25 protein-coding genes, 1 tRNA gene and 1 pseudogene are annotated in these 24,810 nt (G+C 60.1%); 12 read left to right on the top strand and 15 right to left on the bottom strand.

Features of this window, described 5'->3' with window-relative positions:
• Positions 1–2: 2 nt before the first annotated feature.
• The 5 genes from cysW to dibA all read right to left on the bottom strand — a co-directional run bounded on the left by cysW (position 3) and on the right by dibA (position 5,642).
• Entirely contained in the window at positions 3–872 is an 870-nt protein-coding gene (gene cysW / locus PST29_RS01020) for a sulfate ABC transporter permease subunit CysW (RefSeq protein ID WP_060836964.1), read from the bottom strand.
• 13 nt (positions 873–885) lie between these two features.
• The gene (gene cysT / locus PST29_RS01015) at positions 886–1,704 is read right to left on the bottom strand and encodes a sulfate ABC transporter permease subunit CysT (protein ID WP_060836963.1); all 819 of its coding nucleotides are present in this window, start codon (positions 1,702–1,704) and stop codon (positions 886–888) included.
• A 149-nt stretch (positions 1,705–1,853) separates the two neighbouring features.
• Positions 1,854–2,864, bottom strand: coding sequence for a sulfate ABC transporter substrate-binding protein (locus PST29_RS01010; protein ID WP_060836962.1), 1,011 nt, complete (start codon positions 2,862–2,864; stop codon positions 1,854–1,856).
• Between the two features lie 171 nt (positions 2,865–3,035).
• Positions 3,036–3,218 carry a sulfur starvation response protein OscA gene (gene oscA, locus PST29_RS01005; RefSeq protein ID WP_016965985.1) on the bottom strand — a complete coding sequence of 61 codons (183 nt, stop codon included), beginning with the start codon at positions 3,216–3,218 and terminating at the stop codon, positions 3,036–3,038.
• Between the two features lie 504 nt (positions 3,219–3,722).
• Positions 3,723–5,642 (bottom strand): phosphodiesterase DibA, encoded by a 1,920-nt coding sequence (gene dibA / locus PST29_RS01000; RefSeq protein ID WP_060842132.1) that lies wholly within the window; start codon positions 5,640–5,642, stop codon positions 3,723–3,725.
• A gap of 146 nt (positions 5,643–5,788) precedes the next feature.
• Between dibA and desA the strand changes: the two genes are divergently transcribed.
• On the top strand, positions 5,789–6,973 hold the full coding sequence (gene desA, locus PST29_RS00995) for a delta-9 fatty acid desaturase DesA (RefSeq protein WP_060836960.1): 1,185 nt from the start codon (positions 5,789–5,791) through the stop codon (positions 6,971–6,973).
• Positions 6,974–7,160: 187 nt separating this feature from the next.
• Positions 7,161–8,153 (top strand): GGDEF domain-containing protein, encoded by a 993-nt coding sequence (locus PST29_RS00990; RefSeq protein WP_060836959.1) that lies wholly within the window; start codon positions 7,161–7,163, stop codon positions 8,151–8,153.
• Positions 8,154–8,259: 106 nt separating this feature from the next.
• On the opposite strand, the gene PST29_RS00985 is transcribed toward PST29_RS00990, so the two are convergent.
• The 9 genes from PST29_RS00985 to PST29_RS00945 form a co-directional block, all read right to left on the bottom strand.
• Entirely contained in the window at positions 8,260–9,474 is a 1,215-nt protein-coding gene (locus tag PST29_RS00985; protein WP_060836958.1) for an HDOD domain-containing protein, read from the bottom strand.
• A gap of 140 nt (positions 9,475–9,614) precedes the next feature.
• Positions 9,615–10,892: a 4-aminobutyrate--2-oxoglutarate transaminase gene (gene gabT, locus PST29_RS00980; protein WP_047283408.1), complete on the bottom strand. Its 1,278-nt coding sequence runs from the start codon at positions 10,890–10,892 to the stop codon at positions 9,615–9,617.
• A gap of 176 nt (positions 10,893–11,068) precedes the next feature.
• Positions 11,069–12,511, bottom strand: a complete 1,443-nt coding sequence (gabD, locus tag PST29_RS00975; RefSeq protein ID WP_060836957.1) for an NADP-dependent succinate-semialdehyde dehydrogenase — start codon at positions 12,509–12,511, stop codon at positions 11,069–11,071.
• A gap of 377 nt (positions 12,512–12,888) precedes the next feature.
• A complete protein-coding gene (locus PST29_RS00970) occupies positions 12,889–13,203 on the bottom strand; it encodes a RebB family R body protein (protein ID WP_060836956.1) in 315 nt (104 codons plus the stop codon).
• A 55-nt stretch (positions 13,204–13,258) separates the two neighbouring features.
• Positions 13,259–13,573 carry a RebB family R body protein gene (locus PST29_RS00965; RefSeq protein WP_025128569.1) on the bottom strand — a complete coding sequence of 105 codons (315 nt, stop codon included), beginning with the start codon at positions 13,571–13,573 and terminating at the stop codon, positions 13,259–13,261.
• 113 nt (positions 13,574–13,686) lie between these two features.
• Positions 13,687–14,208, bottom strand: a complete 522-nt coding sequence (locus PST29_RS00960) for a hypothetical protein (protein WP_232513191.1) — start codon at positions 14,206–14,208, stop codon at positions 13,687–13,689.
• A gap of 173 nt (positions 14,209–14,381) precedes the next feature.
• On the bottom strand, positions 14,382–15,023 hold the full coding sequence (locus tag PST29_RS00955) for a hypothetical protein (RefSeq protein WP_060842130.1): 642 nt from the start codon (positions 15,021–15,023) through the stop codon (positions 14,382–14,384).
• A 24-nt stretch (positions 15,024–15,047) separates the two neighbouring features.
• Complete coding sequence (locus tag PST29_RS00950) at positions 15,048–15,275, bottom strand: RebB family R body protein (RefSeq protein WP_011058560.1); 228 nt, start codon at positions 15,273–15,275, stop codon at positions 15,048–15,050.
• Positions 15,276–15,394: 119 nt separating this feature from the next.
• Positions 15,395–15,937, bottom strand: a complete 543-nt coding sequence (locus PST29_RS00945; RefSeq protein ID WP_082729158.1) for an RNA polymerase sigma factor — start codon at positions 15,935–15,937, stop codon at positions 15,395–15,397.
• Between the two features lie 188 nt (positions 15,938–16,125).
• Here PST29_RS00945 and PST29_RS00940 point away from each other — a divergent pair.
• The 10 genes and pseudogenes from PST29_RS00940 (at position 16,126) to PST29_RS00905 (ending at position 23,324) form a co-directional block, all read left to right on the top strand.
• A tRNA-Arg gene (locus PST29_RS00940) sits at positions 16,126–16,202 on the top strand.
• Between the two features lie 244 nt (positions 16,203–16,446).
• A pseudogene (locus PST29_RS32335) lies at positions 16,447–16,578 on the top strand (IS5/IS1182 family transposase); the annotation flags it as partial.
• Positions 16,552–16,767 (top strand): N-6 DNA methylase, encoded by a 216-nt coding sequence (locus PST29_RS31465; RefSeq protein WP_232513248.1) that lies wholly within the window; start codon positions 16,552–16,554, stop codon positions 16,765–16,767. The pseudogene PST29_RS32335 and the gene PST29_RS31465, both read left to right, overlap by 27 nt.
• 40 nt (positions 16,768–16,807) lie before the next feature.
• Positions 16,808–16,969, top strand: coding sequence for a hypothetical protein (locus tag PST29_RS32085; RefSeq protein WP_159426266.1), 162 nt, complete (start codon positions 16,808–16,810; stop codon positions 16,967–16,969).
• Positions 16,970–17,048: 79 nt separating this feature from the next.
• Positions 17,049–17,885 (top strand): HAD family hydrolase, encoded by an 837-nt coding sequence (locus tag PST29_RS00930; protein ID WP_060842128.1) that lies wholly within the window; start codon positions 17,049–17,051, stop codon positions 17,883–17,885.
• Between the two features lies 1 nt (position 17,886).
• Positions 17,887–18,891: a virulence RhuM family protein gene (locus PST29_RS00925; RefSeq protein ID WP_060845054.1), complete on the top strand. Its 1,005-nt coding sequence runs from the start codon at positions 17,887–17,889 to the stop codon at positions 18,889–18,891.
• Between the two features lie 36 nt (positions 18,892–18,927).
• Positions 18,928–20,022: a PD-(D/E)XK nuclease family protein gene (locus PST29_RS00920; RefSeq protein WP_060842127.1), complete on the top strand. Its 1,095-nt coding sequence runs from the start codon at positions 18,928–18,930 to the stop codon at positions 20,020–20,022.
• A gap of 82 nt (positions 20,023–20,104) precedes the next feature.
• On the top strand, positions 20,105–21,640 hold the full coding sequence (locus PST29_RS00915; RefSeq protein ID WP_060842126.1) for an AAA family ATPase: 1,536 nt from the start codon (positions 20,105–20,107) through the stop codon (positions 21,638–21,640).
• A complete protein-coding gene (locus PST29_RS00910) occupies positions 21,631–23,130 on the top strand; it encodes a VWA domain-containing protein (protein WP_060842125.1) in 1,500 nt (499 codons plus the stop codon). The genes PST29_RS00915 and PST29_RS00910 overlap by 10 nt, the downstream gene beginning before the upstream one ends.
• A complete protein-coding gene (locus tag PST29_RS00905) occupies positions 23,127–23,324 on the top strand; it encodes a hypothetical protein (protein WP_060842124.1) in 198 nt (65 codons plus the stop codon). Before PST29_RS00910 ends, PST29_RS00905 begins: the two co-directional genes overlap by 4 nt.
• 37 nt (positions 23,325–23,361) lie before the next feature.
• On the opposite strand, the gene PST29_RS00900 is transcribed toward PST29_RS00905, so the two are convergent.
• A protein-coding gene (locus tag PST29_RS00900) for an IS3 family transposase (RefSeq protein WP_148659589.1) occupies positions 23,362–24,512 on the bottom strand; the annotation gives its coding sequence in 2 pieces (ribosomal slippage) (positions 23,362–24,269 and positions 24,269–24,512; 1,152 coding nt in all).
• Between the last annotated feature and the right edge of the window lie 298 nt (positions 24,513–24,810).

The following is a 24,810-nucleotide window of genomic DNA, read 5'->3' as shown; positions in this document are numbered from 1 at the left end:
AGTTATTCCTCCGCGGCGCTGGCGCGCAGGCGGTTGATTCGGGATTCGCTCCACTGCTTGAGCAGCAGGATGAACAGCGCAAGGATCAGCAACAGGCTGGCGACGGCAAACGCGGCGACGTGGTTGTACTCGTTGTAGAGGATTTCCACGTGCAGCGGCAGGGTGTTGGTGACCCCGCGAATGTGCCCGGATACCACCGACACCGCGCCGAATTCGCCCATGGCCCGGGCGGTACACAGCACCACGCCGTAGATCAGGCCCCATTTGATGTTGGGCACGGTGACGTGCCAGAACATCTGCCAGCCGTTGGCCCCCAGCAACCTGGCGGCCTCCTCTTCCTGGGTGCCCTGCTCCTGCATCAGCGGAATCAGCTCCCGGGCGACGAAGGGCACGGTGACGAAGATGGTCGCCAGGACGATGCCCGGCAAGGCGAAGACGATCTGGATGTCGTGAGCCGAAAGCCACGGGCCGAACAGGCCCTGGGCGCCGAACATCAGCACATAGACCAGGCCGGCGATCACCGGCGATACCGAGAACGGCAGGTCGATCAGGGTCACCAGGATGCTCTTGCCGCGGAACGAGTACTTGCTCACGCACCAGGCGGCGCTGACCCCGAACACCAGGTTCAGGGGCACCGAGATCAGCACCGCGATCACCGTGAGTTTGAGCGCCGACAGCGCGTCAGGCTCGAAGATCGCCTCGAAGAAGGCGCCGATGCCCAGCTTCAGGCCCTGGGACACCACGATGAACAGCGGCAACAGCAGGAACAGGGCGAAGATCAGCCAGCCCAGGCCAATCAACACCCGCCGCGAGGTGGCGCTGCCACGGCGGGCGGCGTTGGCCGACGAGGCGGCGATAGACGATTGAGACATGGATCGCGCCTCCTTATGGACGTTCGATGCGCCGCTGCAGCAGGTTGATCAGCAGCAACAGGACAAAGGAAACCACCAGCATCAGCACGCCGATGGAGGTGGCGCCGGTGTAATCGTACTGGTCGAGCTTGACCATGATCAGCAGCGGCAGGATCTCGGTCTTCATCGGCATGTTGCCGGCGATGAAGATCACCGAACCGTACTCGCCGACGCCCCGGGCGAAGGCCAGGGCAAAGCCGGTGAGCCAGGCCGGCAGCAAGGCCGGCACCAGGATATGGCGGAACACCTGCCAGGGCTTGGCGCCAAGGCAGGCGGCGGCCTCTTCCACCTCTCGGGGGATGTCCGCCAGCACCGGCTGCACCGTGCGCACCACGAACGGCAGGGTGACGAAGGTCAGCGCCAAGGTGATGCCCAGGGGCGTGTAGGCGATCTTGAAGCCCAGGTCGGTGGCGAACTGGCCCACCAGGCCGGTGGGCGCGTAGAGCGCCGTCAGGGCGATGCCGGCCACGGCGGTGGGCAGGGCGAACGGCAAGTCGATCATGGCGTCGATGATCTTGCGCCCGGGGAAGGTGTAGCGCACCAGGACCCAGGCCAGCAGGGTGCCGATGACGCCGTTGATGATGGCCGCGTACAACGCGGTGCCGAAACTCAGCTGGAGTGCGGCGAGCACTCGGGGCGCCGAAACGATTGCCCAGAACTGTTCCCAGGTGAGTTGCGCGGCATGCACGAACATCGCCGCCAGGGGAATGAGCACAATCAGGCTGAGGTACACCAAGGTGTAGCCCAGCGTCAGCCCGAAGCCGGGTATGACGGGGGAGATACGACGCGACATAAAAGTCCTTGGTTAACGGAACGGATACGCAAAGCCCGCAACCAAATGCGGGCTCTACCTGGTAGGAGCCGGCTTGCCGGCGAAGGGGCCTGCAGCCTGGTGTGGCCCTTGAGGGCGCCTTCGCTGGCAAGCCAGCTCCTACAACAGGTTTACTGGGCCGTGTAGATCTGGTCGAACACGCCACCGTCATTGAAGAATTTCGGTTGGGCAGTTTTCCAGCCGCCGAAGTCCTTGTCGATAGTCACCAGGTCCAGTTTGGGGAACTGCTGGGCGTATTTGGCGGCGACGTCCTTGTCCCGCGGACGGTAGAAGTTCTTCGCGGCGATTTCCTGGCCGGCCGGGCTGTACAGGTGCTTGAGGTAAGCCTCGGCGATCTCGGTGTTGCCTTTCTTCTCGGCGTTCTTGTCCACCACCGCCACTGGCGGCTCGGCGAGGATCGACAGCGAAGGCACGACGATGTCGAACTTGTCGGCGCCGCCTTCTTCCTTGAGGGCCAGGAAGGCTTCGTTTTCCCAGGCCAGCAACACGTCGCCCTGGCCGTTGTTGACGAAGGTGATGGTCGAGCCGCGGGCGCCGGTGTCCAGCACCGGTACGTGCTTGAACAGCTCCTTGACGTATTCCTGGGCCTTGGCCTCACTACCGCCGGCCTTCAGCCCATAGGCCCAGGCAGCGAGGAAGTTCCAGCGCGCGCCGCCGGAGGTTTTCGGGTTGGGGGTGATCACCGAGACGTCTTTCTTGATCAGGTCGCCCCAGTCCTTGATGCCCTTGGGATTGCCCTTGCGCACCAGGAACACGATGGTCGAAGTGTAGGGCGTGCTGGCGTCGGGCAGGCGTTTTTGCCAGTCCGCCGGCAGGGTCTTGCCGAGCTTGGCGATTTCGTCGATGTCACCGGCCAGGGCCAGGGTCACCACGTCGGCGCGCAGGCCGTCGATCACCGCCCGGCCCTGTTTGCCGGAACCACCATGGGATTGCTGGATCTTCACGTTGTCGCCGGGATGCGATTGCTTCCAGAAGCTGGTGAACTCGGCGTTGTAGTCCTGGTACAGCTCACGGGTCGGGTCGTAGGACACGTTGAGCAGCTCGTAATCCTTGGCAACGGCGGAACCGGCAAAAACGGCACTGGCGAGGGCGGCCAGGGCATAACGGCGAATCGACGACATGGTGGAGCTCCCGAAATTTTTTAAAGTGCTGGCATTTTTCTTATGGCGAATCAGGCCCGCATTCGTGGGTGAACGCTGGGGTTCAGACTGGGGGTCATGGATGACGCCCTCCGGTTGTCCAGTCGGGCCTCTCGATGGCGAGAGGGTGATGCGGTATTGCGCGAGGCGGCATTAGCCGGGCTTGTGGCCAGGCTGTTGCAGGCGGAATTTTTCCTTGCGTTCGATCTGCACGACCTGGGCGTTGTGCACGGTGATTTCCACCGCGCCAAAGCGCAAGTCGCGCAGGGCGCTTTGAATTTCACGCAAGATGGTTGCTTCGTCCTGGCCGTCAACGCTACGTAGAGATGCGCTCATGGTGCTGCTCCTGAGTGAGATGTGCCTGGCAGTGGCGGCACTGCTTGCGGCGTGGGAGCAATAGTAGATAGGCGCGGATATTCTTAAAAATACTGTTTAAGAATGTTTATATAACCAGAAAATATTATTCGACCTGACAGCAGCTTAGCTCCTGTAGCCGCTGCCGAGCCTGCGAGGCTGCGACAAGGCCGTCAGGCCTTCAGCGGTCTGCAGTATTTGCGCCCGCGTTGCGGTCGTTCGCAGCTTCGCAGGCTCAGCAGCGGCTACAAGGGTTGGTGGAGGCCGTTTGGTCGGCGCGCCCGTCCGGGCAGAGCCTGGGAACTCCCCTGGCCATGGCGCATTCGATCCTGTAGCCGCTGCCGAGCTTTCGCGAGGCTGCGACAAGGCCCGCAGGGCCTTGCCTGGCGATCTATAGACGAACCCTTGGCGTCCTGACATCGCCGCGACCGCTGCGTCGGAGTGCCGCCCAACTCGTTCGCAGCCTGCGGCAGCGGCTACAGGGGATCAGCGGATGGCGGGGGCATTGCTCCAGTCGAGCTGCTCCGCCGGCATCGGCCGGCCGAACCAGTAGCCCTGCCCCAGGTCGCAGCCGTGTTCGAGCAAGAAGCGCGCCTGCTCGGCCTGTTCGATGCCTTCGGCATGCACCTGCATGCCCATGCTCTGGGCCAGGGCGATGATCACCCGGGAGATGGCCGCATCGTCTTCATCGAACGGCAGGCCGGCGACAAAGCCCTGGTCGATCTTGAGTTTCTGCACCGGCAGACGCTTGAGCCGCAGCAGGGACGAATAGCCAGTGCCGAAGTCGTCGATGGCCAGGCGAATGCCCAGCTCGCGCAGCCGGTGCATCTGTTCCAGGGCCACTTCCGGGTCATCCATCACCGCGCTCTCGGTGACTTCCAGCTCCAGGTAGGCCGGGTCCAGGCCGGTGTCGTGCAGCACCTGGGCCACCTTCTGGTACAGCTCGCTGCGGGCGAACAGCCGGGTCGAGACGTTCACCGCGATGAACGACAGCGTCACCCCATCGGCCTGCCACTGGCACATCTGCCGGCAGGCCTGCTGCATGACCCAGGCATCGATCTCGGCAATCATCCCGGTGCGCTCGGCGATGGGGATGAACTCCGCCGGGGACACCAGGCCACGCTGGGGATGCTCCCAGCGCACCAGGGCCTCGACGCCGATCAAGTGGCTGGTTTCAAGATCGTGCACCGGCTGGTAGTAGACCCGCAGTTCCTGCTGCTCCAGGGCCCGGCGCAGCTCGAAGGCGATTTCGACCCGTTGCTGGGCATGGGCGGTGAGTTCTTCGGTGTACAGGGCATAGCCGTTGCGTCCGGCACTCTTGGCCTTGAACAGCGCCGCGTCGGCGTTGCGCAGCAGCTGGCTGGCGCTCAGGGCATCGCTGGGAAACAGGCTGATGCCGATGCTGGCGTTGATCACCACCTGCTGCTCGCCCAGCAAAAAAGGCTCCTTGAGGCCGTCGATGATGCGCTGGGCCAGGGCGGCGGCCTGCACCAGCTGCGGGCAGCTTTCGGCCAGTACCGCGAACTCGTCGCCCCCCAGCCGTGCCAGGGTGATGCCCTGCCCGGACAGGTCCCCCAGGCGCTCGGCCACCGCCTTGAGCAACTGGTCGCCGACGTTGTGGCCAAGGCTGTCGTTGATCATCTTGAAGTGATCGAGGTCGATCATCAGCATGGCGCAGCCGCGCTTGTGGACCTGCGCCGAGGCCAGGGCCTGTTCGGCACGGTCGGTGAACAGCAGGCGGTTGGGCAGGTCGGTCAGCGGATCGTGGTGGGCCAGGTGCGCCAGTTCGTGCTCGGAATCCTTGATCGCGCTGATGTCGGAGAACACCGCGACATAGTGGGTCAGCTCGCCCTGTTCATCACGGATCGCGCGAATGCTCTGCCACTGCGGGTAGATCTCGCCGCTCTTGCGCCGATTCCAGATCTCGCCGCTCCACTCTCCGGTTTTCTCCAGCGAGTCGAACATCGCCTTGTAGAAGTCCGCCGAATGATGGCCGGACTTGAACAGGCTCGGCTGACGCCCCAGCACCTCTTCGCTCTGGTAGCCGGTGATCTCGATGAAGGCGCGATTGACGTGGACGATCTGGCCCTGGGTGTCGCTGACCAGTACCCCTTCGCGGGTGCAGTCGAACACCGCCGCCGCCTGGCGCAGGCGCTCGCGATCCTTCTGTTGATGGCGCAACCAGCGATCGGCCCCCATGACTCGCAACAGGCGGGCCCGGGCAAAGAAAATCAGCACCGCGCTGACCAGTGCCCAGGCGTAGCCACTGACCTGGTGCCAGTGCGCCTGATCGGTGAATCCATCGAAGAAACTGCTCAGTAAATAACCACTGAACTGCAGCCAGATCAGGGACAGCAGCAGATAGAGCAGCGCGGCACGCAAGCCATTGCGATAAGAAACCGACATAAGTCCGTCTATTTCCACACGAAAAGTTCGGGATTATAGAGGAAGAAACATGCCGCCACTCTTATCTGAAAGGGCGACTGGTTTTCTCAGTGAGCTTGGTGATAATGCCTGAGCTGTTTTTTTCTTTATCGAGGGCCTTATCGCCTATGTGGTACGAAGGTTTACTTGGCTTGTCCGCCTGGCAACTGGTGGCAGTCACCCTGTTGATGACCCACGTGACCATTGTCGCGGTCACCATTTATCTGCATCGCTATTCCGCACACCGTTCCTTGGAACTCAACGCCGGTCTGAAACACTTCTTCCGCTTCTGGCTGTGGCTGACCACGGCGCAGAACACCCGCGAGTGGACCGCCATCCACCGCAAGCACCACGCCAAATGCGAAACCGTCGACGATCCCCACAGCCCGGTGATCAAGGGCCTGTCCACCGTGCTGCGCAAGGGCGCCGAGCTGTATCGCGAAGAGGCGAAAAACCCGGAAACCCTGCGCATCTATGGCAAGAACTGCCCGGAAGACTGGATCGAGCGCAACCTCTACAGCCGCTACAAGCTGGGTGGTATCGCGCTGATGGCGGTCATCGACCTGCTGCTGTTCGGCACCATCGGCATCACCATCTGGGCGATCCAGATGATGTGGATTCCGTTCTGGGCCGCCGGAGTGATCAACGGCCTGGGCCATGCCGTGGGCTACCGCAACTTCGAATGCCGTGACGCCGCCACCAACCTGGTGCCCTGGGGCATCATCGTCGGCGGTGAAGAGCTGCACAACAACCATCACACCTACCCCAACTCGGCCAAGCTCTCGGTGAAGAAGTGGGAGTTCGACATGGGCTGGGCCTGGATCAAGCTGTTCAGCCTGCTGGGGCTGGCCAAGGTCCAGCGGGTGGCGCCGATCGCCCATCGGGTCGAAGGCAAGGGGCACCTGGACATGGACACCGCCATGGCCATCCTCAACAACCGGTTCCAGATCATGGCCCAGTACCGCAAGCTGGTGATCGGCCCGCTGGTGAAACAGGAACTGGCCAAGGTCGATCACTCGGTGCGCCACCAGTTCCACCGCGCCAAGCGCCTGCTGTCCCGTGAGACCAGCCTGCTGGAAGACCGCCACCACCTGCGGATCCAGAACATGCTGGAACACAGCCAGGCCTTGAAGGTGATCTACGAAAAACGCCTGGCCCTGCAACAGATCTGGGTCAAGACCAGCGCCAACGGCCACGACATGCTGGCGGCGATCAAGGACTGGGTGCACGAGGCCGAAGCCAGCGGCATCCAGTCCCTGCGGGACTTTGCCCATCAGTTGAAAACCTACTCTCTGCGGCCCACCGCAGCCTGAGCCGGAGCCCCTCGCCCGCGGCGGGCGAGGGGCGCCTGCGACCGTCCGGCGGGCGCGCCAAGTATCGCCGCAATGGCTGGGAACTTAGCGTCCGATCCCCTATCTCAAGCAACACTTCGCCACCCAGGCGGGCTTGGTCGTAGCCGCTGTTCAATACCGCGCGGCAGACCTCTTGAGATCTGTGCCGATGGTCAATAAGAATTCACACACTCCATCTTCGCTTGTGCAGTGGCCCGAAGCCGCGCAAACCCTACTGGCCCTGATGCACGCCCAGGGCGAGGTCGCGCGCCTGACCGAGCGCGAGCAGCTGTTCAGCTCCCTGCTGGTCAGCGTCAACGCGGTGCTCTGGGCCTATGACTGGGACAGCCGCCAGGTGCTGTACGTCAGCCCGGCCTATGAACGCATATTCGGACGCCCTGCCGGACTGCTGCTGGCGGACAGCAAGCAGTGGCGCGACAGCATCTACCCCGACGATCTGGAATACGCCGAGCGCAGCCTGGCCCAGGTGCTGGAAAAGGGCGCGGTGGAAGACCGCGAGTACCGCATCATCGACGCCAATGGCCAGGTGCGCTGGCTCAGCGACAAATGCTTCATCAACCGCAATGCCGAACCCGGGCAACGGCTGATCGTGGTGGGCATTGCCGAAGACATCACCGAGAAGAAGCAGCTGGAAGCCGAACTGCAACGCCTGGCGACCACCGACGTGCTGACCCAGAGCAGCAACCGCCGGCACTTCTTCGAATGCGCCCATCGCGAGTTCGAGCAGGCGCGCCTGCACGGCTTGCCCCTGGTCTTTCTGTTGCTGGACATCGATGACTTCAAGGTGATCAACGACACCTACGGTCACCCCGAAGGCGACATCGTGCTGCAACGCATTGCCGAAAGCGGGCGTGCCGCCTTGCGCCGCGGCGATCTGTTCGGGCGCATCGGTGGCGAAGAGTTCGCGGCGGTGTTTCCCGGCTGCGCCACGGACATGGCCCACAAGGTCGCCGAACGCCTGCAGCGAGAGATTCAGCGGCAGACCTTCAGCTGCCAGGGCCAGACCTTCAACATCACCATCAGCCAGGGCCTGAGCAGCCGGCGCCGCGAAGATGAAAGCCTCGACAGCCTGTTCGCCCGCGCCGACGCGGCGATGTACCAGGCCAAGCGCCAGGGCAAGAACCGCATCGTCAGCGGATAATCACCCGCGCCCCCGCTCGTTGGAGCGGGCTTGCCAGCCAAGACACTCCCACGGCTTGCCCAAGGCCCGGGGGCCTCTTCGCCGCCAAGCCGGCTCCAATGTCGGGTCAGCCTTTGCGCAGGCGGGTCAGCTCCGGCAAGCCGATTTTCAGCAGGCGCGCGGTCTTGCTGCGGGCCAGTTCCTCGATCCCCTCATGCTCGGTCAAGCGCGCCAGCTGCGCCGCCAGGTTCATCACCAGCGCCTCGCGGGAGTACACCCCACCGCCCAACTGATAGCTCGAGGCAATCAGATCCCGCAGTTCCAGGGGCATGCGCCAGCGGGTGCGCAGGGCGGAACCGTAGGCCGCGCCAAAACGCTCCAGGGCATCGCCGATCTCTTCCTGATCGTCGAGCTCGCCCCCGGCCTGTTTCCACTCCTGCAGACAGCGCAGCAGCGCCAGATCCCCCAGGCGATGCAATAGCCCGGCGCAATAGCAGCGCTCCTGGTCTAGGTCCAGCAGGCGCGCCAGGGTGCGGCCGTATTCCGCGGTGTGCAGCGACAGCTCCCAGTAACGCTCGGCGTAGTCGGCCAGGGCCGGGTCGCTCAGGCGCGCGCTGCGCTTGAGGGTCAGCCCGAGAATCAGGTTCATGCTCTGCCCGGTGCCCAGCCGGTGCAGGGCCTGGGACAGGGTCTGCACGCCGTCGCCGTGGTGCTGCGCGGCGCTGTTGGCGGCCGCGATCAGCACCGCGGTGACCTGCGGGTCCGTGCGCAGCTCCTCCTCCAACAGCTTGAGGTCCAGACCTTCAGGATTGAGGCTGCGCTTGACCGCCAACTGCACGTCGGTCAGCAACGGTGCGCCGTCTGCGATCTCGCGCCGGCGTTCGAGAAAAGTCCACAGGCTCATGCCCGGGGCCAGGGCCGGCACCTCGCAGGAGACTTCCTGGCCGGCGTCCAGCAGCAACCCCTGCAGGCGCTGGGTCAGGCCTTCCATGTTCAAGGGTTTGGTCAGGTAGGCGGTGGGCGCCAGGGGCAGGGCCTCGCGCACGCTGGCACTGTCGTTGCGAGCGCTGAGCAGAATGAACGGCTGCAGCGGGTTGCGCTTGCGTTGGCGCACGGAGCGCAGCAAGGCGAGACCATCCACCCCGGGCAACTCCCAGTCGGCAATGATCAGGTCGTAAGGTTTTTCGCTCAACAGCTCCAAGGCTTCCTGACCGTCGGCACACAGGTCCACACGCGCATCACAGCGTACGTTGAGCAGCACTTGCTTGAGCAAATCGCGGGACCAGGGGTCGGCCTCGGCAATCAGCACACGAGGTACAGCGGGTAAATCAACAGCGGTCATGCAGCACGCTCCCTAGGCAATCCTTTGCACCTTAGTCAATGCGCGGGCTTCCATACAGCGCAAATCCCCCACGGACCGCCCGGGGACGAAAAAAAACCCGCCGAAGCGGGTTTTTTTGTCGATCAGGTCACAGCAACCACTCAGAGTTCAGCGAAGCACTCTTCCATGATGGCCAGGCCTTTATCCAGCTGCTCGTCTGGCGAGGTCAGCGGCACCAGCACCCGCAGCACGTTGCCGTAGGTGCCGCAGGACAGCAGGATCAGCCCCTTGTCGCGAGCCTTGGCCACGACCTGGGCCACGGCAGCGGCGTTCGGCTTGTGGCTGTCGCCGTTTTCGAACAGTTCCACCGCGATCATCGCGCCCAGGGCACGCACTTCGCCGATCACCGGGTACTTGGCCTGGATGGCCTTGAGACCGGTCACCAGACGCTCGCCCACCGCCTTGCAGCGATCCAGCAGGTGCTCTTCCTCGAACACTTCCATCACCGCCAGGGCGGCTGCACAGGCGATCGGGCTACCGGCGTAGGTGCCGCCCAGGCCGCCTGGAGCGATGGCGTCCATGTATTCGGCCTTGCCGCAGACACCGGCCAGCGGGAAGCCGCCAGCGATGGATTTGGCGAAGGTGGTCAGGTCGGCGGCAACGCCCATCTGCTCCATGGCGAAGAAGGTGCCGGTACGGCCAGCGCCGGTCTGCACTTCGTCGGCGATCAGCAGGATGCCGTGCTGGTCGCACAGGGCGCGCAGGCGCTTCATGAACTCTTTGGGCGCGACGTAGAAACCGCCTTCGCCCTGCACTGGCTCGATGATGATGGCAGCGATGTCACGGGGCTCGGCGTCGTTCTTGAAGATGCGCTCGATGCTGGCGATGGAGTCGTCGATGCTCACGCCATGCAGTTCGTTGGGGTACAGCGCGCGGAAGATGCCGCCTGGCATCAGGCCCATGCCGGCCGAGTAAGGCACGACCTTGCCGGTCAGGCCCAGGGTCATCATGGTGCGGCCGTGGTAGGCACCGGTGAAGGCGATCACGCCGGCGCGGCCAGTGGCGGCACGGGCGATCTTCACGGCGTTTTCCACGGCTTCGGAACCGGTGGTCACCAGCAGGGTTTTCTTGGCGAAGTCACCCGGGACCTTGGCGTTGATCTTTTCGCACAGTTCCACATAGGGCTCGTAGGCCAGCACCTGGAAGCAGGTGTGGGTCAGCTTGTTCAGCTGCTCGGTCACCGCGGCGATGACTTTCGGGTGCACGTGACCGGTGTTCAGTACCGCGATACCGCCGGCAAAGTCGATGAACTCGCGGCCCTCAACGTCGGTGACGGTGGCGTTCTTCGCGCTGTCGGCGAAGATCGGGTGAATCTGGCCAACACCGCGCGGTACAGCGGCTTCACGGCGTTTCATCAGGGATGCGTTGGTCTTGCTCATAGTGTCCTCATTCACCGCGGCTACAGCGGTGTGATTCAAGGGTTGCGGGGCGGGGAAGCGGCTGCGACAGCATGCGTTGATCGACTGTCGGAGCCTTCCCGGGCCACCTTGAAAAGTGCGTTTTTTAAGCGGCGCCGGGGGACAGCGCTCTCGTGCCCCCGGCGCTTGAAACCGGATCAGATACCCAGGCAGAGGTATTTGATTTCCAGGTAATCCTCGATCCCGTACTTGGAACCTTCGCGGCCCAGGCCCGAGGCCTTGATGCCGCCAAACGGCGCCACTTCGTTAGAGATCAGGCCGGTGTTGACCCCGACCATGCCGTATTCCAGGGCCTCGGCCACACGGAACACACGACCCAGGTCGCGGGCGTAGAAGTACGACGCCAGGCCGAATTCGGTGTCGTTGGACATGGCGATGACTTCGGCTTCGTCTTTGAAGCGGAACAGCGGTGCCAGCGGGCCGAAGGTTTCTTCCTTGGCCACGGCCGCGTCTTTGGGCACGTTGACCAGGATGGTCGGCTCGAAGAAGTTGCCTTCCATCGGCTTGCCGCCGGCCAGCAGGGTCGCGCCTTTTTTCAGGGCGTCGGCGATGTGTTCCTGGACCTTGGCCACGGCTTTTTCGTCGATCAGCGGGCCGGTGGTGGTGCCTTCTTCCAGGCCGTTGCCGATCTTCAGCTTGGCCACGGCCACTTTCAGCTTCTCGGCGAAGGCGTCGTACACCGAATCCTGGATGTACAGGCGGTTGGCGCAGACGCAGGTCTGACCGTTGTTGCGGTACTTGGAGATGATCGCGCCTTCGACGGCCTTATCCAGGTCGGCGTCGTCGAACACGATGAACGGCGCGTTGCCGCCCAGCTCCAGGGAGACTTTCTTGATGTCCTTGGCGCATTCGGCCATCAGCTGGCGACCGATTTCGGTGGAGCCGGTGAACGACAGCTTGCGCACGATCGGGTTGCTGGTCAGCTCGCCGCCGATGTCGCCGGCGCTGCCGGTCACCACGCTCAGCACGCCTTTGGGGATCCCGGCGCGGTGCGCCAGCTCTACCAGGGCCAGGGCCGAGAACGGGGTTTGCGACGCCGGCTTGATGACCATGGTGCAACCGGCGGCCAGGGCCGGGCCGGCTTTACGGGTGATCATCGCCGCCGGGAAGTTCCACGGGGTGATGGCCGCGGTCACGCCGATCGGCTGCTTGATCACGATCAGGCGCTTGTCCGGCTGGTGGCCGGGGATCACGTCGCCGTAGATGCGCTTGGCTTCTTCGGCGAACCATTCGATGAAGGAGGCGGCGTAGGCGATTTCGCCCTTGGCTTCGGCCAGCGGCTTGCCCTGCTCCAGGGTCATCAGGCGACCCAGGTCGTCCTGGTTTTCGATCAGCAGTTCATACCAGCGGCGCAGCTTGGTGGCGCGCTCCTTGGCGGTCAGGGCACGCCAGGCCGGCAGGGCCTTGTCGGCGGCTTCGATGGCGCGGCGGGTTTCGGCGGCGCCCATCTTGGGTACGGTACCGAGGATTTCACCGGTAGCGGGGTTGTTGACCTTGATCGTCTGGCCGTTGTCCGCGTCGACCCAAGCTCCATCGATGAAGGCTTGTTGGCGGAACAACTGGGCGTCTTTGAGCTGCATGTCGGCTTCCTTAACAGCACCGCGCATACGCGGGGCGAATTGTGATTGTAAAAAAGGCGCCCTGTCAGACACGGACCGCGCTGGCGCGTCCGAAAGCCGGGACAAAGCTGCCGTCAGGAAAATCGTTCACTGGGTAAAAGCACGAAAATGTCGCACACAAGGATAGACGTGCGCTTGGGCACCCAGGCAAGAGCGTTTGAAATCTCAAACGAATCCTAGGGTCAACAGGGGTAAAGGACAATAGGCTGTTCGAAAAAAAGAACGTAAAGGCGCCTAGCGGTAAAAAATCCGCCTCAACCTCCCATGCCGCCGGGCAAAAGACAACGCCCCCGCGGCCTGCAGACCGCGGGGGCGTTGGCATGACGCCTGGAGAAGGGTCAGCCGCTGAACGACTTGAGCACCGTCAGCAGGCTGGTGAGGTTGTCGGCCACACCGCCCTGGGCGACTTTCTCGGTGGCCGCCGCACCGGCGGTGGTGTCGACGCTGTAGATCTGCATCACGCCCTGGTTGGTCGCGGCCTGGGCCAGGGTGTTTTGCTGTTGCTGTGCCGACACCGAGTTCTGGAACAGGATGGCCACGGACTGGCCCATGGACTGGTAGACGGTGCCCATGGCCATGGCCGGCGCTTCGGCAACCACCTTGACGTTGGTCTGGGTCACGGCATCGGTGATTTGCGGACTGACTGTGCTCATAAAAACTCCATTTTTTCAGCAGGAAAGTTCAACGGGAACTCAGACGTTCAACCACTCAGCCCTGGAAGGACTTGAGCACCGTCAGCAGGCTGGTGAGGTTGTCGGATACGCCGCCCTGGGCAACCTTCTCGGTGGCCGCGGCGCCGGCGGTGGTGTCGACGCTGTAGATCTGCATCACGCCCTGGTTGGTCGCGGCCTGGGCCAGGGTGTTTTGCTGCTGCTGCGCCGACACCGAGTTCTGGAACAGGATCGCGGTGGCCTGGGCCATGGATTGGTAGATGGTGCCCATCGCCATGGCCGGCGCTTCGGCGACGACTTTGACGTTGGTCTGGGTGACGGCATCGGTGATTTGTTCGTTTACAAGTGGCATGGCTCAACTTCCTTTGTTAGGCACACGGAGCATTCCGTGTCTTTGAGTGAACGTGGCAGCCGTTTTGCTGTGAACCGTGTTGCCCGGGACCCTCGGCATATTTCAGGGGGGACTCATTGCCCGGCAGCGGCGAGCACCTGCTTGAGGGTGTCCTCGACTTTCTGCGACAACTCGGCCATGCGCGCCTCGACGGCGGCTTTCACCTCCTGCTGCACCAGGGCGCTGATCGTTGCCTTGAGGGCTGGATCGTCGGCTGGGGCCTGAGCTGGGGCGGGTGCCGCGGCCTTGTCCGCACTCGGCGCCGCTGCCGGTTCCGCTGCGCCAGTCGGCGCTGGAGTGGCGGCCGCGGCCTGGTGCTCGGCCGCCGCCAGCAGCTGACGCAGCACCAGCTCGCGCGCCTGGGGATCAGCCTTGCCGGCACCGGCCCCCGCCAACTGCTCGATGATCTTGCGCGTGCGCTGTTCATCGGCCTGTATCAGCTCGGCAGCCCGCAGCCGCGCCTGATCAACGCTCTGTTGCGCAGACCTGGACATGTCCAGCGGCTTGTCCTGGGCAAACGCCTCCAGTACCTGGCGCTCGACCTGGGTCAATGGACGCCTCAGATACTTCTCGGCAAAGAGAAGTATCGTCGCCATCGGGGTTGGCTCTTCATTCGCCATTGCTTGCTCCTTTCTCGATGAATGGCGTTGAAGGGCTGGGCACCGGGTCCGTCGAACTTCAACGCCTGGGGGGGTGAACAGAGCGGCCGGCGAACGCCGGCGCCTCTTGCACGACAACCCCGAGCGCCTTGCGCGCCCGAGGGTCGCACTCAGGAGGACGAGGATCGATTGGCCAGAACGTCGCTGTACTTGGTGATGCTTTCATCGATCTTGTCGATGGCCATGCTCGCCGCATCGGCTTCCATGGCACCGGCCGCCGCCGCGACGGCCGCGGCGGCACCCACCAGCAGATCCGTGACCAGGGCGCCCAGGGCATCCTCGGCGGCGCCTTTCACGTTCTCTTTGACGATGTTCTCGGTCATCTGCTTGAGCAGTACCGACTGCGCCGCCAGGGCCAACTTGCTGACCCCGTCGAAATACCCCGCCGCCGACTGCGCCACCAGGCCGGCGGCCTGGCTGATCATCATGTCCGGCGCCGCGGCGATCTGCGCCGGGGCATAACTGAAGGTCTGGGCATTGGTGAACTGCACCGCCTGGACGATCTGGCTGTTGAGCGCATCGGTGCTGTCGGTGCCGGGGGTGCCGGCCTGCTTGAGCAACTGCGCGTTCATCGTCTCCATCACCGAAGGTTGCGCGGCAGCGGCGGGCGGCGCTGCAGGCGCAGGGTCGGGCGCTGCAGCGGTATGGGGCGCCGCCCGAGGCTCGGCCGCCTCCGGACTGGGGCCGGCCGCCGCGCTCGCGGTGTCATCGGCTGCGGCCGCGGGTGGGGTTTTCTTCTTGAACCATGCCATGACGATTCTCCCGGGCTGTCAGCCCTACTCGCCGATCGCCATGATCAACGCCACGGCCTTGGACACCACCGCGTTGGAGATCTGATTCAGCGCCTGCTGGCTGTTGACCGCGTTCTGCAACGACAGGCCCGCCGAGTGGCTGGCCACCTGGTACAGCGAGGCGATGGCCTGGGCTGGAGCCTCGGCCACCACCTTGACGTTGGTCTGGGTGACGGCGTCGGTGATCTGCGAATTGACCATTGGATCGGGCATACATCTCTCCTTAGATGGAATGGCCCACCGCAGAAGGCGGCGGCACCGGCTACAGCATCGAAAACAGGCTCACTGAACAAGAACGTCCCGACGCGCCCGCTGTGAATCCTGCCACTCCCTCAACGCAGGGCCTCACGCAACAATTGCACATGCTTGCGCGCCAGGGGCTGGTTCATCCCCAGCTCGGCGGCAATGTTCGGGTAGGGCAGATCGTCGACAAACTTTAGTTCAAACAAGCGGCGTTTTTTAAGGGGCAATTGCGCCACCCGCCGACTGAGCAGGGCCAGGGTTTCCAGCAGCTCCACCTGCTCCAGCACCGACATCTGCGGCGCCTCCAGCTGCTGCAGCGGGTCGTCCTCGAAATCGGCGAAATCCACGAACAGCCGCTGCTCCCGCGCCCGCCGCCGACAGCTGTCGACAAACACATGGTCCAGCACCAGGAACAGAAAGCCCTGGGGGTCGCGAATCCGCTCCGGCGAACGGCGAAAGAACAGCAGCGCCTTGATCGCCGTGGCCGCCAGCCACTCCTGGGCGCCATCGGCGTTGCCCCGCGCCAACTGCCGGGCACGACGCTGCAACCCGGGCAACACCGCCTTCCAGCTCGCCTCAAACAGATGATCCGCCAAGGCTGACGGCAGGCCCTCTTGCATCGAACAGTTCATCTCCCGCACCTCCCTGTGCCCCGTGACTGCACGGATATGGCTGCAGGTTGCGCTGGGCCGAACGACCGATGCAGCGGGAAAAACTGCCGCTACGGCCCGGGTTGCCTCGGGTAGCGACCAACAACCGCACGCCAATGAAAACCGGCGTGGACGCCCCGAGTCGACATAGGTATGATGTCGCCCGCACTGCACTCGTAGCTCAGCTGGATAGAGTACTGCCCTCCGAAGGCAGGGGTCGTGGGTTCGAATCCCGCCGAGTGCGCCATCTTTAGCGAAAAAGCCCCAGGCCTGTTGGCCTGGGGCTTTTTTGTTTCTGTCATGTAGACCTCAACGGTATCCAACGCCCTATGCACCAGGCAGCCGCCAAATGTCTAAATATCAGCCTTTAGAGATTTGCCAAAGCTTGCCCTTTAGCTGAATAAGACCTTGCTGTTTAAGGGCTTTAAGGATTCTCCGATCAAGTCCGCAGATGTGCTGAAATACGCCTGACAACCTGATCCGAGCTGACCATGAGCCAGATGAGCTTTTCCGACTTCGAATACGCCGGCTAGCGCAAGCAGACACGCCATGGACGCCTCCTCTCCGAGATGGATCAGGTCGTGCCCTGGAGTAGCTTGCAAGGGCTCATCGAGCCGTTCTACCTCCATCGTATTAACTCGGACAGATACAGCTACCGCGCCAGCCTGCGGGAAATTCGCGATAACAATTACAACCTGAATCTTGCGCGCTATATGGATACCTTCGAGGCCGAAGAGGAAATCGACCTGCTGGCGGTGCGCGCCGAGCGCCAGTTGCTCAAGGAGCAACTAGCTAAGCTGGAAGTACAGTAGGACGGGCACTTAAAGGAGCTTGGTCATGGTGCCTGGACCGATGCCCATCTACGTCGGCTCGATTTGCCGCTGGACGGGAAAGAACGATTGTCTGGTCAGCCCCGACTATGTGGTGTTCAGTTGCGATGAAGAGTTGATGCTCGGCTCGTACTTCGATCATTTTCGCCAAGCGCAACCCTGCAAGCCAAACTTACCTGTCTGAAACAAGAGAAAAAAGTCCTGATACAACAACTGCTCACCGACAAGCGCCGCGTAAAGATAGATAAGCCGGAGGTAGCCTAATGGCCAAGAAACACGTCCCTTTTGTAATCGCCTATGACTTCGACGGTACTTTGTCCCCCGGCAATATGCAGGAATATGACTTTGTTCCGGCACTGGGCATCAAGCCTGCCGACTTCTGGCGCGAGGCCAAGGCGATGGCCCAGGAACAGCAGGCGGACGAGATTCTGGCCTATATGCGGTTGATGATCGAGCGCGCGAATACCGCAAAGGTCTCGGTACGTAAAAAGAACTTTGCCGATTTCGGCGCGCATATTCAGCTGTATCCGGGCGTGCAGGATTGGTTTAAACGCATCACCGAATATGGCCGCGCCAAAGGCGTCAAGGTCGAGCACTTCATCATCTCGTCGGGGCTACGCGAGATGATTGAGGGCACCCCCATCAACAAGCATTTCACTCGCGTCTACGCCTCTGGCTTTATGTACGACCATAACGATATCGCGCACTGGCCAGCATTGGCGGTGAACTACACCACCAAGACCCAGTATCTGTTCCGCATCAACAAGGGCAGCCTGGATGTGCACGATAACTCGGTGATCAACGCATTCGTCGAACCCGCCGAGCGGCCTGTACCGTTCAGCAATATGGTGTTTATCGGCGACGGCGAGACCGACATACCCTCCATGCGCCTGGTCAAGAACCAGGGTGGTCATTCGATTGCCGTTTACGGCAAGGGCAAACGCGGCGCCCGCAACAAGGCGCTCAAGCTAGTCGAGGAAGGGCGCACCAATCTAGCCACCACCGCCGACTACACCGATGGTTCAGCTATCGACCGCGCCATAAAGGCGATGATCGACAAGGTGATAGCAGACCGCACCATTGCGGAGGCGAATGGGTGATATGGCAAGTGGCGACCTGATTCTCTACAGCACAGAAGACGGCTTGGCGCAGCTCACCCTGCGCGAGATAGAGGGCCAAGTCTGGCTGACGCAACTGGAAATGGCCGAGTTGTACCAGACCAGCAAGCAGAATATCGGCAAGCATATCCAAGCCATCATCGCTGATGGGGAGCTGGCTGAAGGGGCAGTTGTAAACCAGAAGTTTACTACTGCCGCCGACGGCAAGGATTACCTGACCCACCTCTATGCCCTGCCGATGATCATCGCCGTGGGTTACCGGGTGCGCTCAACGCGTGGCACCCAGTTTCGTCAATGGGCCACCCGCACCCTGGGTGAGTACCTGCAGAAGGGCTTCGTGATGGACGACGCCCGATTGAAGGAGCCCCGCTGGGACTACTTCGATGAACTGCTCAAGCGCATCCGTGACATACGAGCCTCGGAGAAGCGCTTCTACCAAAAGGTGCGTGACCTCTTCACCCTGGCCGAGGATTACCGCGCCAATGAGCAGGATACCGCCCGCTTGTTTGCCGAAGTACAGAACAAGTTGTTTTTCGCCGTTACTGGCCACACCGCAGCCGAGCTGATTGTTCGCCGTGCCGATGCCGACGCGCCGAATATGAACCTGCTCAGTTTTAAGGGCGATCGGGTGCGCAAGGCGGATGTAGTGGTGGCCAAGAACTACCTGAATGCCGAGGAGCTGGACCAGCTCAATCGCCTGGTCAGCATGTTCCTCGACTTCGCCGAGCTACGCGCCGAGCAGCGTAAGCACTTGATGCTCGTCGATTGGCGGCAATACATCGACAGCTTTATGGCCTTTAACGAGCAACCGCTGCTACGCACTGCCGGCAGCATCAGCCACGAGCAGATGAAGCAGGTGGCACATGAGCGTTATGAGACGTTTGACCAACACCGCCGCAGCGCCGAGGCTTTGGCCGCCGATGCTCAAGAGCTGGCAGAGCTTGAACGTCTGGAAAAGCGCCTGAGTGCAAAGAAGAAATCCAAGTGACCGGATTGCCTGCTCACTCGATCAGGGAGTTACACCATGGATTTGGAACAACTGCGCGCACTGCTGGCGAAGGCCGAGCGCTTTTATCAGCCTGAGCGAGAGCCGAGCATTTTTGCCTTGGGTGGGCGCGGCTATTACGAAAACCCCACCACGGATTTGCTGGCGTTCTTCCTCAATCCAGCGCAGGTGCATGGACTGGAAGAGTGCTTCCTCACTGCGCTGCTGAATTGCCTGCCCAATACCTCAATGCTGACGCCTAGTTTGCGAGCGGCGCCCCAGCGCGAGGTGGTCACCCATAACAGCAACCGTATCGACCTGGTGCTCCCCGGTGATGGATGGGATCTGCTCTTGGAAAACAAGATTTTCCACGGACAAGTGAACCCCTTTACCGACTATGAAGCCTTCGCTCAACGCAAACTCAATGACGGTGAGCGCCCGCTGGTTTATGCCGTGCTCTCACCATCAGGCAAAAGCCTGCGGGTCGCATGGCATGGCTTGAGTTATGCGAAATTTATTGACGCTGCACGTCAGCAACTGGCTCAGCGCATGCTGACTCATCCTGTAGATAAGTGGCAGGTGTTTGCCCGCGACTTCCTGCTGCATCTGGAAAACATCACTGTGGAGAAAGCCATGGACGCCAAAGCCGTCAACTTTGTTATCGAGCACCTGCATCAAATCAACAAGCTGACGCGCCTCAAGGACCAGGTCATTGATGCCCTCGACGCTAAGGTGCTCGACAAGCTCGATGCCGAGGTGCCCGGCTATGCGCGTTATACCCGGCGGCACAATTGGAAGAATGGCCCCGCACTGCGTTATGCCTCCGACAACTGGAAAACGTGGTCTGACGTTGTGCTCTACCTGAGCGGTGCCAACAGCACGATGAAGCCATCGGTACGGGTATACCTGTGTGATGTTGATGAGACGCTGCAAGAGAAGGGCCGAAAGCTCTTCACGGGTAACGAAACCAAGGTATGGAGTGAGGGGAAGAACAACAGCATCCTGGGTTTTAGCTGGGTGCTGGATCACTTTGATGAAGAGGAAGTGCTTGGCCTGATCGTTGAGAAAATGAAGCTGCTGATGACTTTCGAAAACGGAATACGTGCGCAAGTCGGTCAGCACACTGAGGCTTAATTACATTGTGTGTCAGATTACCTGGCGGCTTTTGACCATGTGGTAGCCATGAGGGCTGCCGAGTGATTGCAAGGAGTTGGATGTGGGTTTGCAAAAGCGTATCGGGGATTTGGTCGCCAGCGTAAGCGCGGGCATGTTTGAGCGTGAAGAGATCATCGCGGTATCCCTGCTGGGAGCACTCTGCGGGCAGAATACATTTTTATACGGGCCACCCGGCACGGCCAAGAGTCTGATTTCTCGCCGTATAGCCTGCGCCTTTGAGCAGCCAACCTATTTCGAATACCTGATGAACCGCTTCAGCACACCTGAAGAGGTGTTTGGCCCTGTGTCCATAAAAGCGCTGAAAGAAGATCGCTACATTCGCAAAACAGATAGTTATCTGCCCAAGGCCGATTTCGCCTTCCTTGATGAAATCTGGAAGTCCAGCCCCGCTATTTTGAATACCCTGCTGACGTTGATTAACGAGCATGTGTTCCGTAATGGTGAAGCCATTGAGAAAGCCCCACTCAAGGCCCTGATTGCTGCATCCAACGAAACGCCAGATGCCAATCAAGGCCTAGAAGCCTTGTATGACCGCTTTATTGTGAGGCTGATGGTGGGGCCCATTCGTGAAGCCCAGCACTTCGATCAGCTACTTAATAGCAAACCGACCGAAGCCAAAATCGACATCCCCTCGGCTCAACAGGTGAAGTCCAGCGAATGGGATGAATGGATGACCCAATTGCATCAGGTCAAGCTGTCTGCTGAGACGCTAACCATCATTCACTTGATTCGCGAACAGCTGGAGCAGCAATACGAAACGCTCAAGGTTTATGTCTCCGACCGCCGCTGGCAGCGCGCAGCGATGCTTATGAAGGCAGCAGCCTTTTTTAATGATCGCAAGGAAACCAACCATAGTGACGCCTTGCTGCTGCAGCACTGCCTGTGGACTCATGAAGAAAATCGTCAGGCTGTCTGGGATATCGTTGCGGAGGCGGTAAAGGCCTGTGGGTTTGATAGTGGTATAGATTTGGCTGCACTGGATAAAGAGAAAGACGCACTAGACAAGGAGATAAAGAAGGAGCTTTTCCATTCTGCTGATATTTACAAAACGGTAAAGCTCTCCAACAAGGATTTCTTTCAATGCAAAGGCACCTTCAAGCCCAAAAACAGCTACTACAGCAACTACGAAAAAGCATTTGAGATATTCATCGCAAAAGATAGACTCAAGACAAAAGACGAGTTCCACCCGCTAGACAGTAAAGGTAATGAACAAAAAAGTGTTAAGTGCAAATTTGACGGACAAGGAACCTGTCAGATCGCCTTATCTAACGGCCACGTGGATTACCTGAGCATTAAGTTCACGCCTGAAGTTCTTTTTCACAAAGGCGACAGAAAGGAAGATATTAACATACGATTAATCACCTCCCTTTCCTCTTCGGTGAGTGAAATTCGCGAGAAGCTCTGTTTCACTCTGAAAAAAGTAGAGAAAAAATTTAAAGCCTACGAGATTAAGCTGAGCTCGCCTTTTGTGCCAGCAGATAAGATTTCTCTAGCAATTTCGGGAATAGCACTACAAATCGAAGGTTTGCAACTTCGTATCAAAGACTGCGAACGGCTGGAAGAATTATGCCGCTAGATCTACTGGCTAGTGCTGCCAAGGATGTTAGCGATAATGCTCAGCGTATCTTCGCGTCGCTATTAAGAGACTCTGATTCGATTGCAGGTCACGTAGCAGAGAGGATTCGGCTGTGGCAGCTGGCCTCGGCTGAAGAGCTGAAAGCTGAGTTCCCCTTTGCGCTATATGAGCAGCAGCTATCGAACTGGCAAACCCGGAACCAGTCTCCCCCTGTTTCGAGTGCAGAACTGGCAGCAGCTGTTGCGGAGTATGTTGCGCTCTGTCGTGTAGCCAAACTGCCGGACAATCAATCTTTTTGGCAGCGTGAGCTAGCAGCGGTGACGGCCTCTCAAACAGTTACCAAAAAACGTCAGGCCGATAGCACCGTAAATGCCCGCCTTTTGCGAGATGAATGGCAAAAGGCGCTAGATAAAGCGCGGGCCGAGTGGGAGCTTGAGCGCATATCCATGCTGCGTCGGCAGTTCATAGAGGAGCTCGAGGTATTTCTGCAGTTACTGCAACAGCTTCAACAGCAGTTGGAAATGCTGGGGTTGGACCCAGGTATATTCCTTGACCTGTCCAAAGGCAATTTCTCTGCACAAGAGATCGAGCGCTTTAAGCGGTGGGCTAACTACTTGGCCAATGATCCGGGTGTTCGGTCGCTATGTGATTTGCTAGGCAAGCTGCGCCAGTTGGAGTTGTCAGAGCGCATTGAGCGGGCTCAGGTGCGTTATTCGCAAAACATCGAGTTACCGGATATCAATTCGAGGGAAGAGATCATCGGCATTCGCTTGGGGCGTGATATCGAGCATGTGCTGCCGAGTGAGTTGGCGCTTTTGGCTGACCCCGAAACGTCCATTCTTTTCGACCTCAAGTACGTCGAGTCACGGCTGATGTGTTTTGACATGCAGGGCATTCAGCGCGTGCAGCAACATCACCATAAGGAAGAGCTGCGTAGCGTTGAAGAGGCAGCTAAACAAGGGCCAATGGTGATCTGTGTCGACACCAGCGGCTCTATGAGCGGTATGCCTGAGACGGTTGCCAAAGCTGTGGCGCTCTTCATTGCAGGCAAGGCCAGGCAGCAAAAGCGAGCATGCTATTTGATTAATTTTTCCACAGGCATCGAGACGCTGGATCTTGGCGACGACTTTGGCATGGAGGCGTTGATCAAGTTTCTAGGCATGTCCTTTCACGGCGGTACGGATGCGGTCCCGGCATTGGATCATGCGTTGGGTGTGATGAAAAGCGAAGCCTATGAACGAGCAGACCTGTTGATGATTTCAGACTTCATCATGGCTAGCTTGCCAGAGCATTTACGCCAGCAAATTGAGCAGCAGCGTACTCATGGCAACCGCTTCTATTCCCTGGTCGTAGGCGATTGCTTTATGACTCAACGTTTAACCAGCCTTTTTGATCATGAATGGGTCTATGACCCACACAGCAGCCAGATTCATGAGCTGATTGGTTTTCAGCGAAAACTGGATGGCCGCCCGGAGAATCACAGCGCATGACACCAACACCGAAATTTCAGGAGGAGTACAGCGCAAAGCTTCCTGCTCTGGCGCTGCTCTGCAACCTCGGCTGGGAATTCACGTCACCCGAGCACGCTCTGGCTGCGCGGGCCGGTCAGAGCGATGAAGTGGTGCTGCGTGATGTGCTGCGTGAGCAGCTGGGGCCAGCAATGAACAGGTATTGGCCGCGCTGAAACGACGCGGTCGCTGGATTGAATCGCCCCGGTTTTTTTAGACACCCTGCAAGCTCATTGCGTAACGCTTTTCAAACTCTACCGGTGACAGCTGATTGTTGAAACCATGGCGGCGTTTTGCGTTGTAGAACATCTCGATGTAATCAAACACATCACTACGAGCATCTTGCCGCGAGGTGTAGATTTTCCGCTTGATCCGTTCTCGTTTCAGAAGCTGGAAAAAGCTCTCGGCCACGGCATTGTCATGACAGTTGCCTCGGCGACTCATGCTGGCAATCAAATTGTTTGCCTTCAAAAAGCCGCGCCAATCGGAGCTGCTGTACTGGCTACCTTGGTCGGAGTGAACCATCACCTCCTGTTTCGGTTTACGTCTCCAAACCGCCATCAACAATGCATCAATAGCCAAATCACTGGTCATCTGCGACTTCATTGACCAGCCAACGACCTGACAAGAAAACAGATCCAGCACCACCGCCAAATACAACCAGCCTTCATACGTACGAATGTAGGTGATGTCGGTGACCCAAACCTTGTTGGGTTCCAGGACATCGAACTGGCGCTTCAGCAAATTGGGTGAGGCGACCGCTGGCTTACCGCCGTGCTTTCCAGGGCGGCGTCGATACCCTGTCTGAGAGCGCAGACCTTCAAGACGCATCAGCCTCGCCACACGATGCCGACCACAATCCTCACCGAACTCGCGCAGATCGTCATGGATTTTGCGATATCCATAAACACCGCCGCTCTCCAGCCAGGAATGCTTGATTAAACCCAGCAGTCGCTGGTCGTCTTTGGCGCGTAAAGATTGTGGCTCAGACAGCCAAGCGTAATAACCGCTGGGATGGACTTTCAGCGTCAGGCAAAGCCGTCGAATCGAATAGTCGCCCGAGCGCCGCTTGATAAAGGCGTACTTCAGCCGCACTCCTTGGCAAAGTACGCGGCGGCCTTTTTTAATATGTCTCGCTCTTCAGTGACGCGCTTGAGTTCCGCTCGCAGACGACGCAGTTCAGCGTGCTGATCATCATCCTGCTGCCGTTCTTCTTGGGGTTTGCTGTAGCGCGTTATCCAGACATAGAGGCTATGCGTCGATACGCCAAGACGGGCCGCTACCTCAGCGACAGGCAGCTTCTTTTCGGTCACTTGATTGACTGCTTGGATTTTGAATTCTTCGGGGTAACGCGGGTTGCTCATGGCACCTCCTAATTGACCTCAATTTAAGGCAAAGAGGTGTCTACGAAACCCGGGGCGATTCACTCCTCCCGCTAACCGGGACGAAAACCCGCTAACCCCAGCTACCACAACCCTTTGATTTCCCAGCTAATCCGCGCTAACGTATTGATTCTAAACGTCGACTTTTAGGACTCCGAAGGCAGGGGTCGTGGGTTCGAATCCCGCCGAGTGCGCCATCTTTAGCGAAAAAGCCCCAGGTCTGATGGCCTGGGGCTTTTTTGTTTGCGGCTTCCACGTTCCCGGCGACAGCCTTGAGCGA

The sequence above is a fragment of the Pseudomonas sp. St29 genome (assembly GCF_001547915.1).
In the GTDB taxonomy this organism is placed as follows: Bacteria; Pseudomonadota; Gammaproteobacteria; order Pseudomonadales; family Pseudomonadaceae; genus Aquipseudomonas.
This window is presented reverse-complemented; position numbering and strand designations above follow the sequence as displayed.

Coding starts and splice junctions, on each gene's coding strand:
- PST29_RS00990 (WP_060836959.1), top strand. CDS start 7,161: ATGGTCAATAAGAATTCACACACTCCATCTTCGCTTGTGCAGTGGCCC.
- PST29_RS00925 (WP_060845054.1), top strand. CDS start 17,887: ATGGCAAGTGGCGACCTGATTCTCTACAGCACAGAAGACGGCTTGGCG.
- PST29_RS00950 (WP_011058560.1), bottom strand. CDS start 15,275: ATGCCCGATCCAATGGTCAATTCGCAGATCACCGACGCCGTCACCCAG.
- desA (WP_060836960.1), top strand. CDS start 5,789: ATGTGGTACGAAGGTTTACTTGGCTTGTCCGCCTGGCAACTGGTGGCA.
- PST29_RS00985 (WP_060836958.1), bottom strand. CDS start 9,474: ATGACCGCTGTTGATTTACCCGCTGTACCTCGTGTGCTGATTGCCGAG.
- PST29_RS00910 (WP_060842125.1), top strand. CDS start 21,631: ATGCCGCTAGATCTACTGGCTAGTGCTGCCAAGGATGTTAGCGATAAT.
- PST29_RS00960 (WP_232513191.1), bottom strand. CDS start 14,208: ATGGCGACGATACTTCTCTTTGCCGAGAAGTATCTGAGGCGTCCATTG.
- PST29_RS00945 (WP_082729158.1), bottom strand. CDS start 15,937: ATGAACTGTTCGATGCAAGAGGGCCTGCCGTCAGCCTTGGCGGATCAT.
- PST29_RS00905 (WP_060842124.1), top strand. CDS start 23,127: ATGACACCAACACCGAAATTTCAGGAGGAGTACAGCGCAAAGCTTCCT.
- cysW (WP_060836964.1), bottom strand. CDS start 872: ATGTCTCAATCGTCTATCGCCGCCTCGTCGGCCAACGCCGCCCGCCGT.
- PST29_RS01010 (WP_060836962.1), bottom strand. CDS start 2,864: ATGTCGTCGATTCGCCGTTATGCCCTGGCCGCCCTCGCCAGTGCCGTT.
- PST29_RS00965 (WP_025128569.1), bottom strand. CDS start 13,573: ATGCCACTTGTAAACGAACAAATCACCGATGCCGTCACCCAGACCAAC.
- oscA (WP_016965985.1), bottom strand. CDS start 3,218: ATGAGCGCATCTCTACGTAGCGTTGACGGCCAGGACGAAGCAACCATC.
- cysT (WP_060836963.1), bottom strand. CDS start 1,704: ATGTCGCGTCGTATCTCCCCCGTCATACCCGGCTTCGGGCTGACGCTG.
- gabD (WP_060836957.1), bottom strand. CDS start 12,511: ATGCAGCTCAAAGACGCCCAGTTGTTCCGCCAACAAGCCTTCATCGAT.
- PST29_RS00955 (WP_060842130.1), bottom strand. CDS start 15,023: ATGGCATGGTTCAAGAAGAAAACCCCACCCGCGGCCGCAGCCGATGAC.
- dibA (WP_060842132.1), bottom strand. CDS start 5,642: ATGTCGGTTTCTTATCGCAATGGCTTGCGTGCCGCGCTGCTCTATCTG.
- PST29_RS32085 (WP_159426266.1), top strand. CDS start 16,808: ATGCCCATCTACGTCGGCTCGATTTGCCGCTGGACGGGAAAGAACGAT.
- PST29_RS00920 (WP_060842127.1), top strand. CDS start 18,928: ATGGATTTGGAACAACTGCGCGCACTGCTGGCGAAGGCCGAGCGCTTT.
- PST29_RS00930 (WP_060842128.1), top strand. CDS start 17,049: ATGGCCAAGAAACACGTCCCTTTTGTAATCGCCTATGACTTCGACGGT.
- PST29_RS00970 (WP_060836956.1), bottom strand. CDS start 13,203: ATGAGCACAGTCAGTCCGCAAATCACCGATGCCGTGACCCAGACCAAC.
- gabT (WP_047283408.1), bottom strand. CDS start 10,892: ATGAGCAAGACCAACGCATCCCTGATGAAACGCCGTGAAGCCGCTGTA.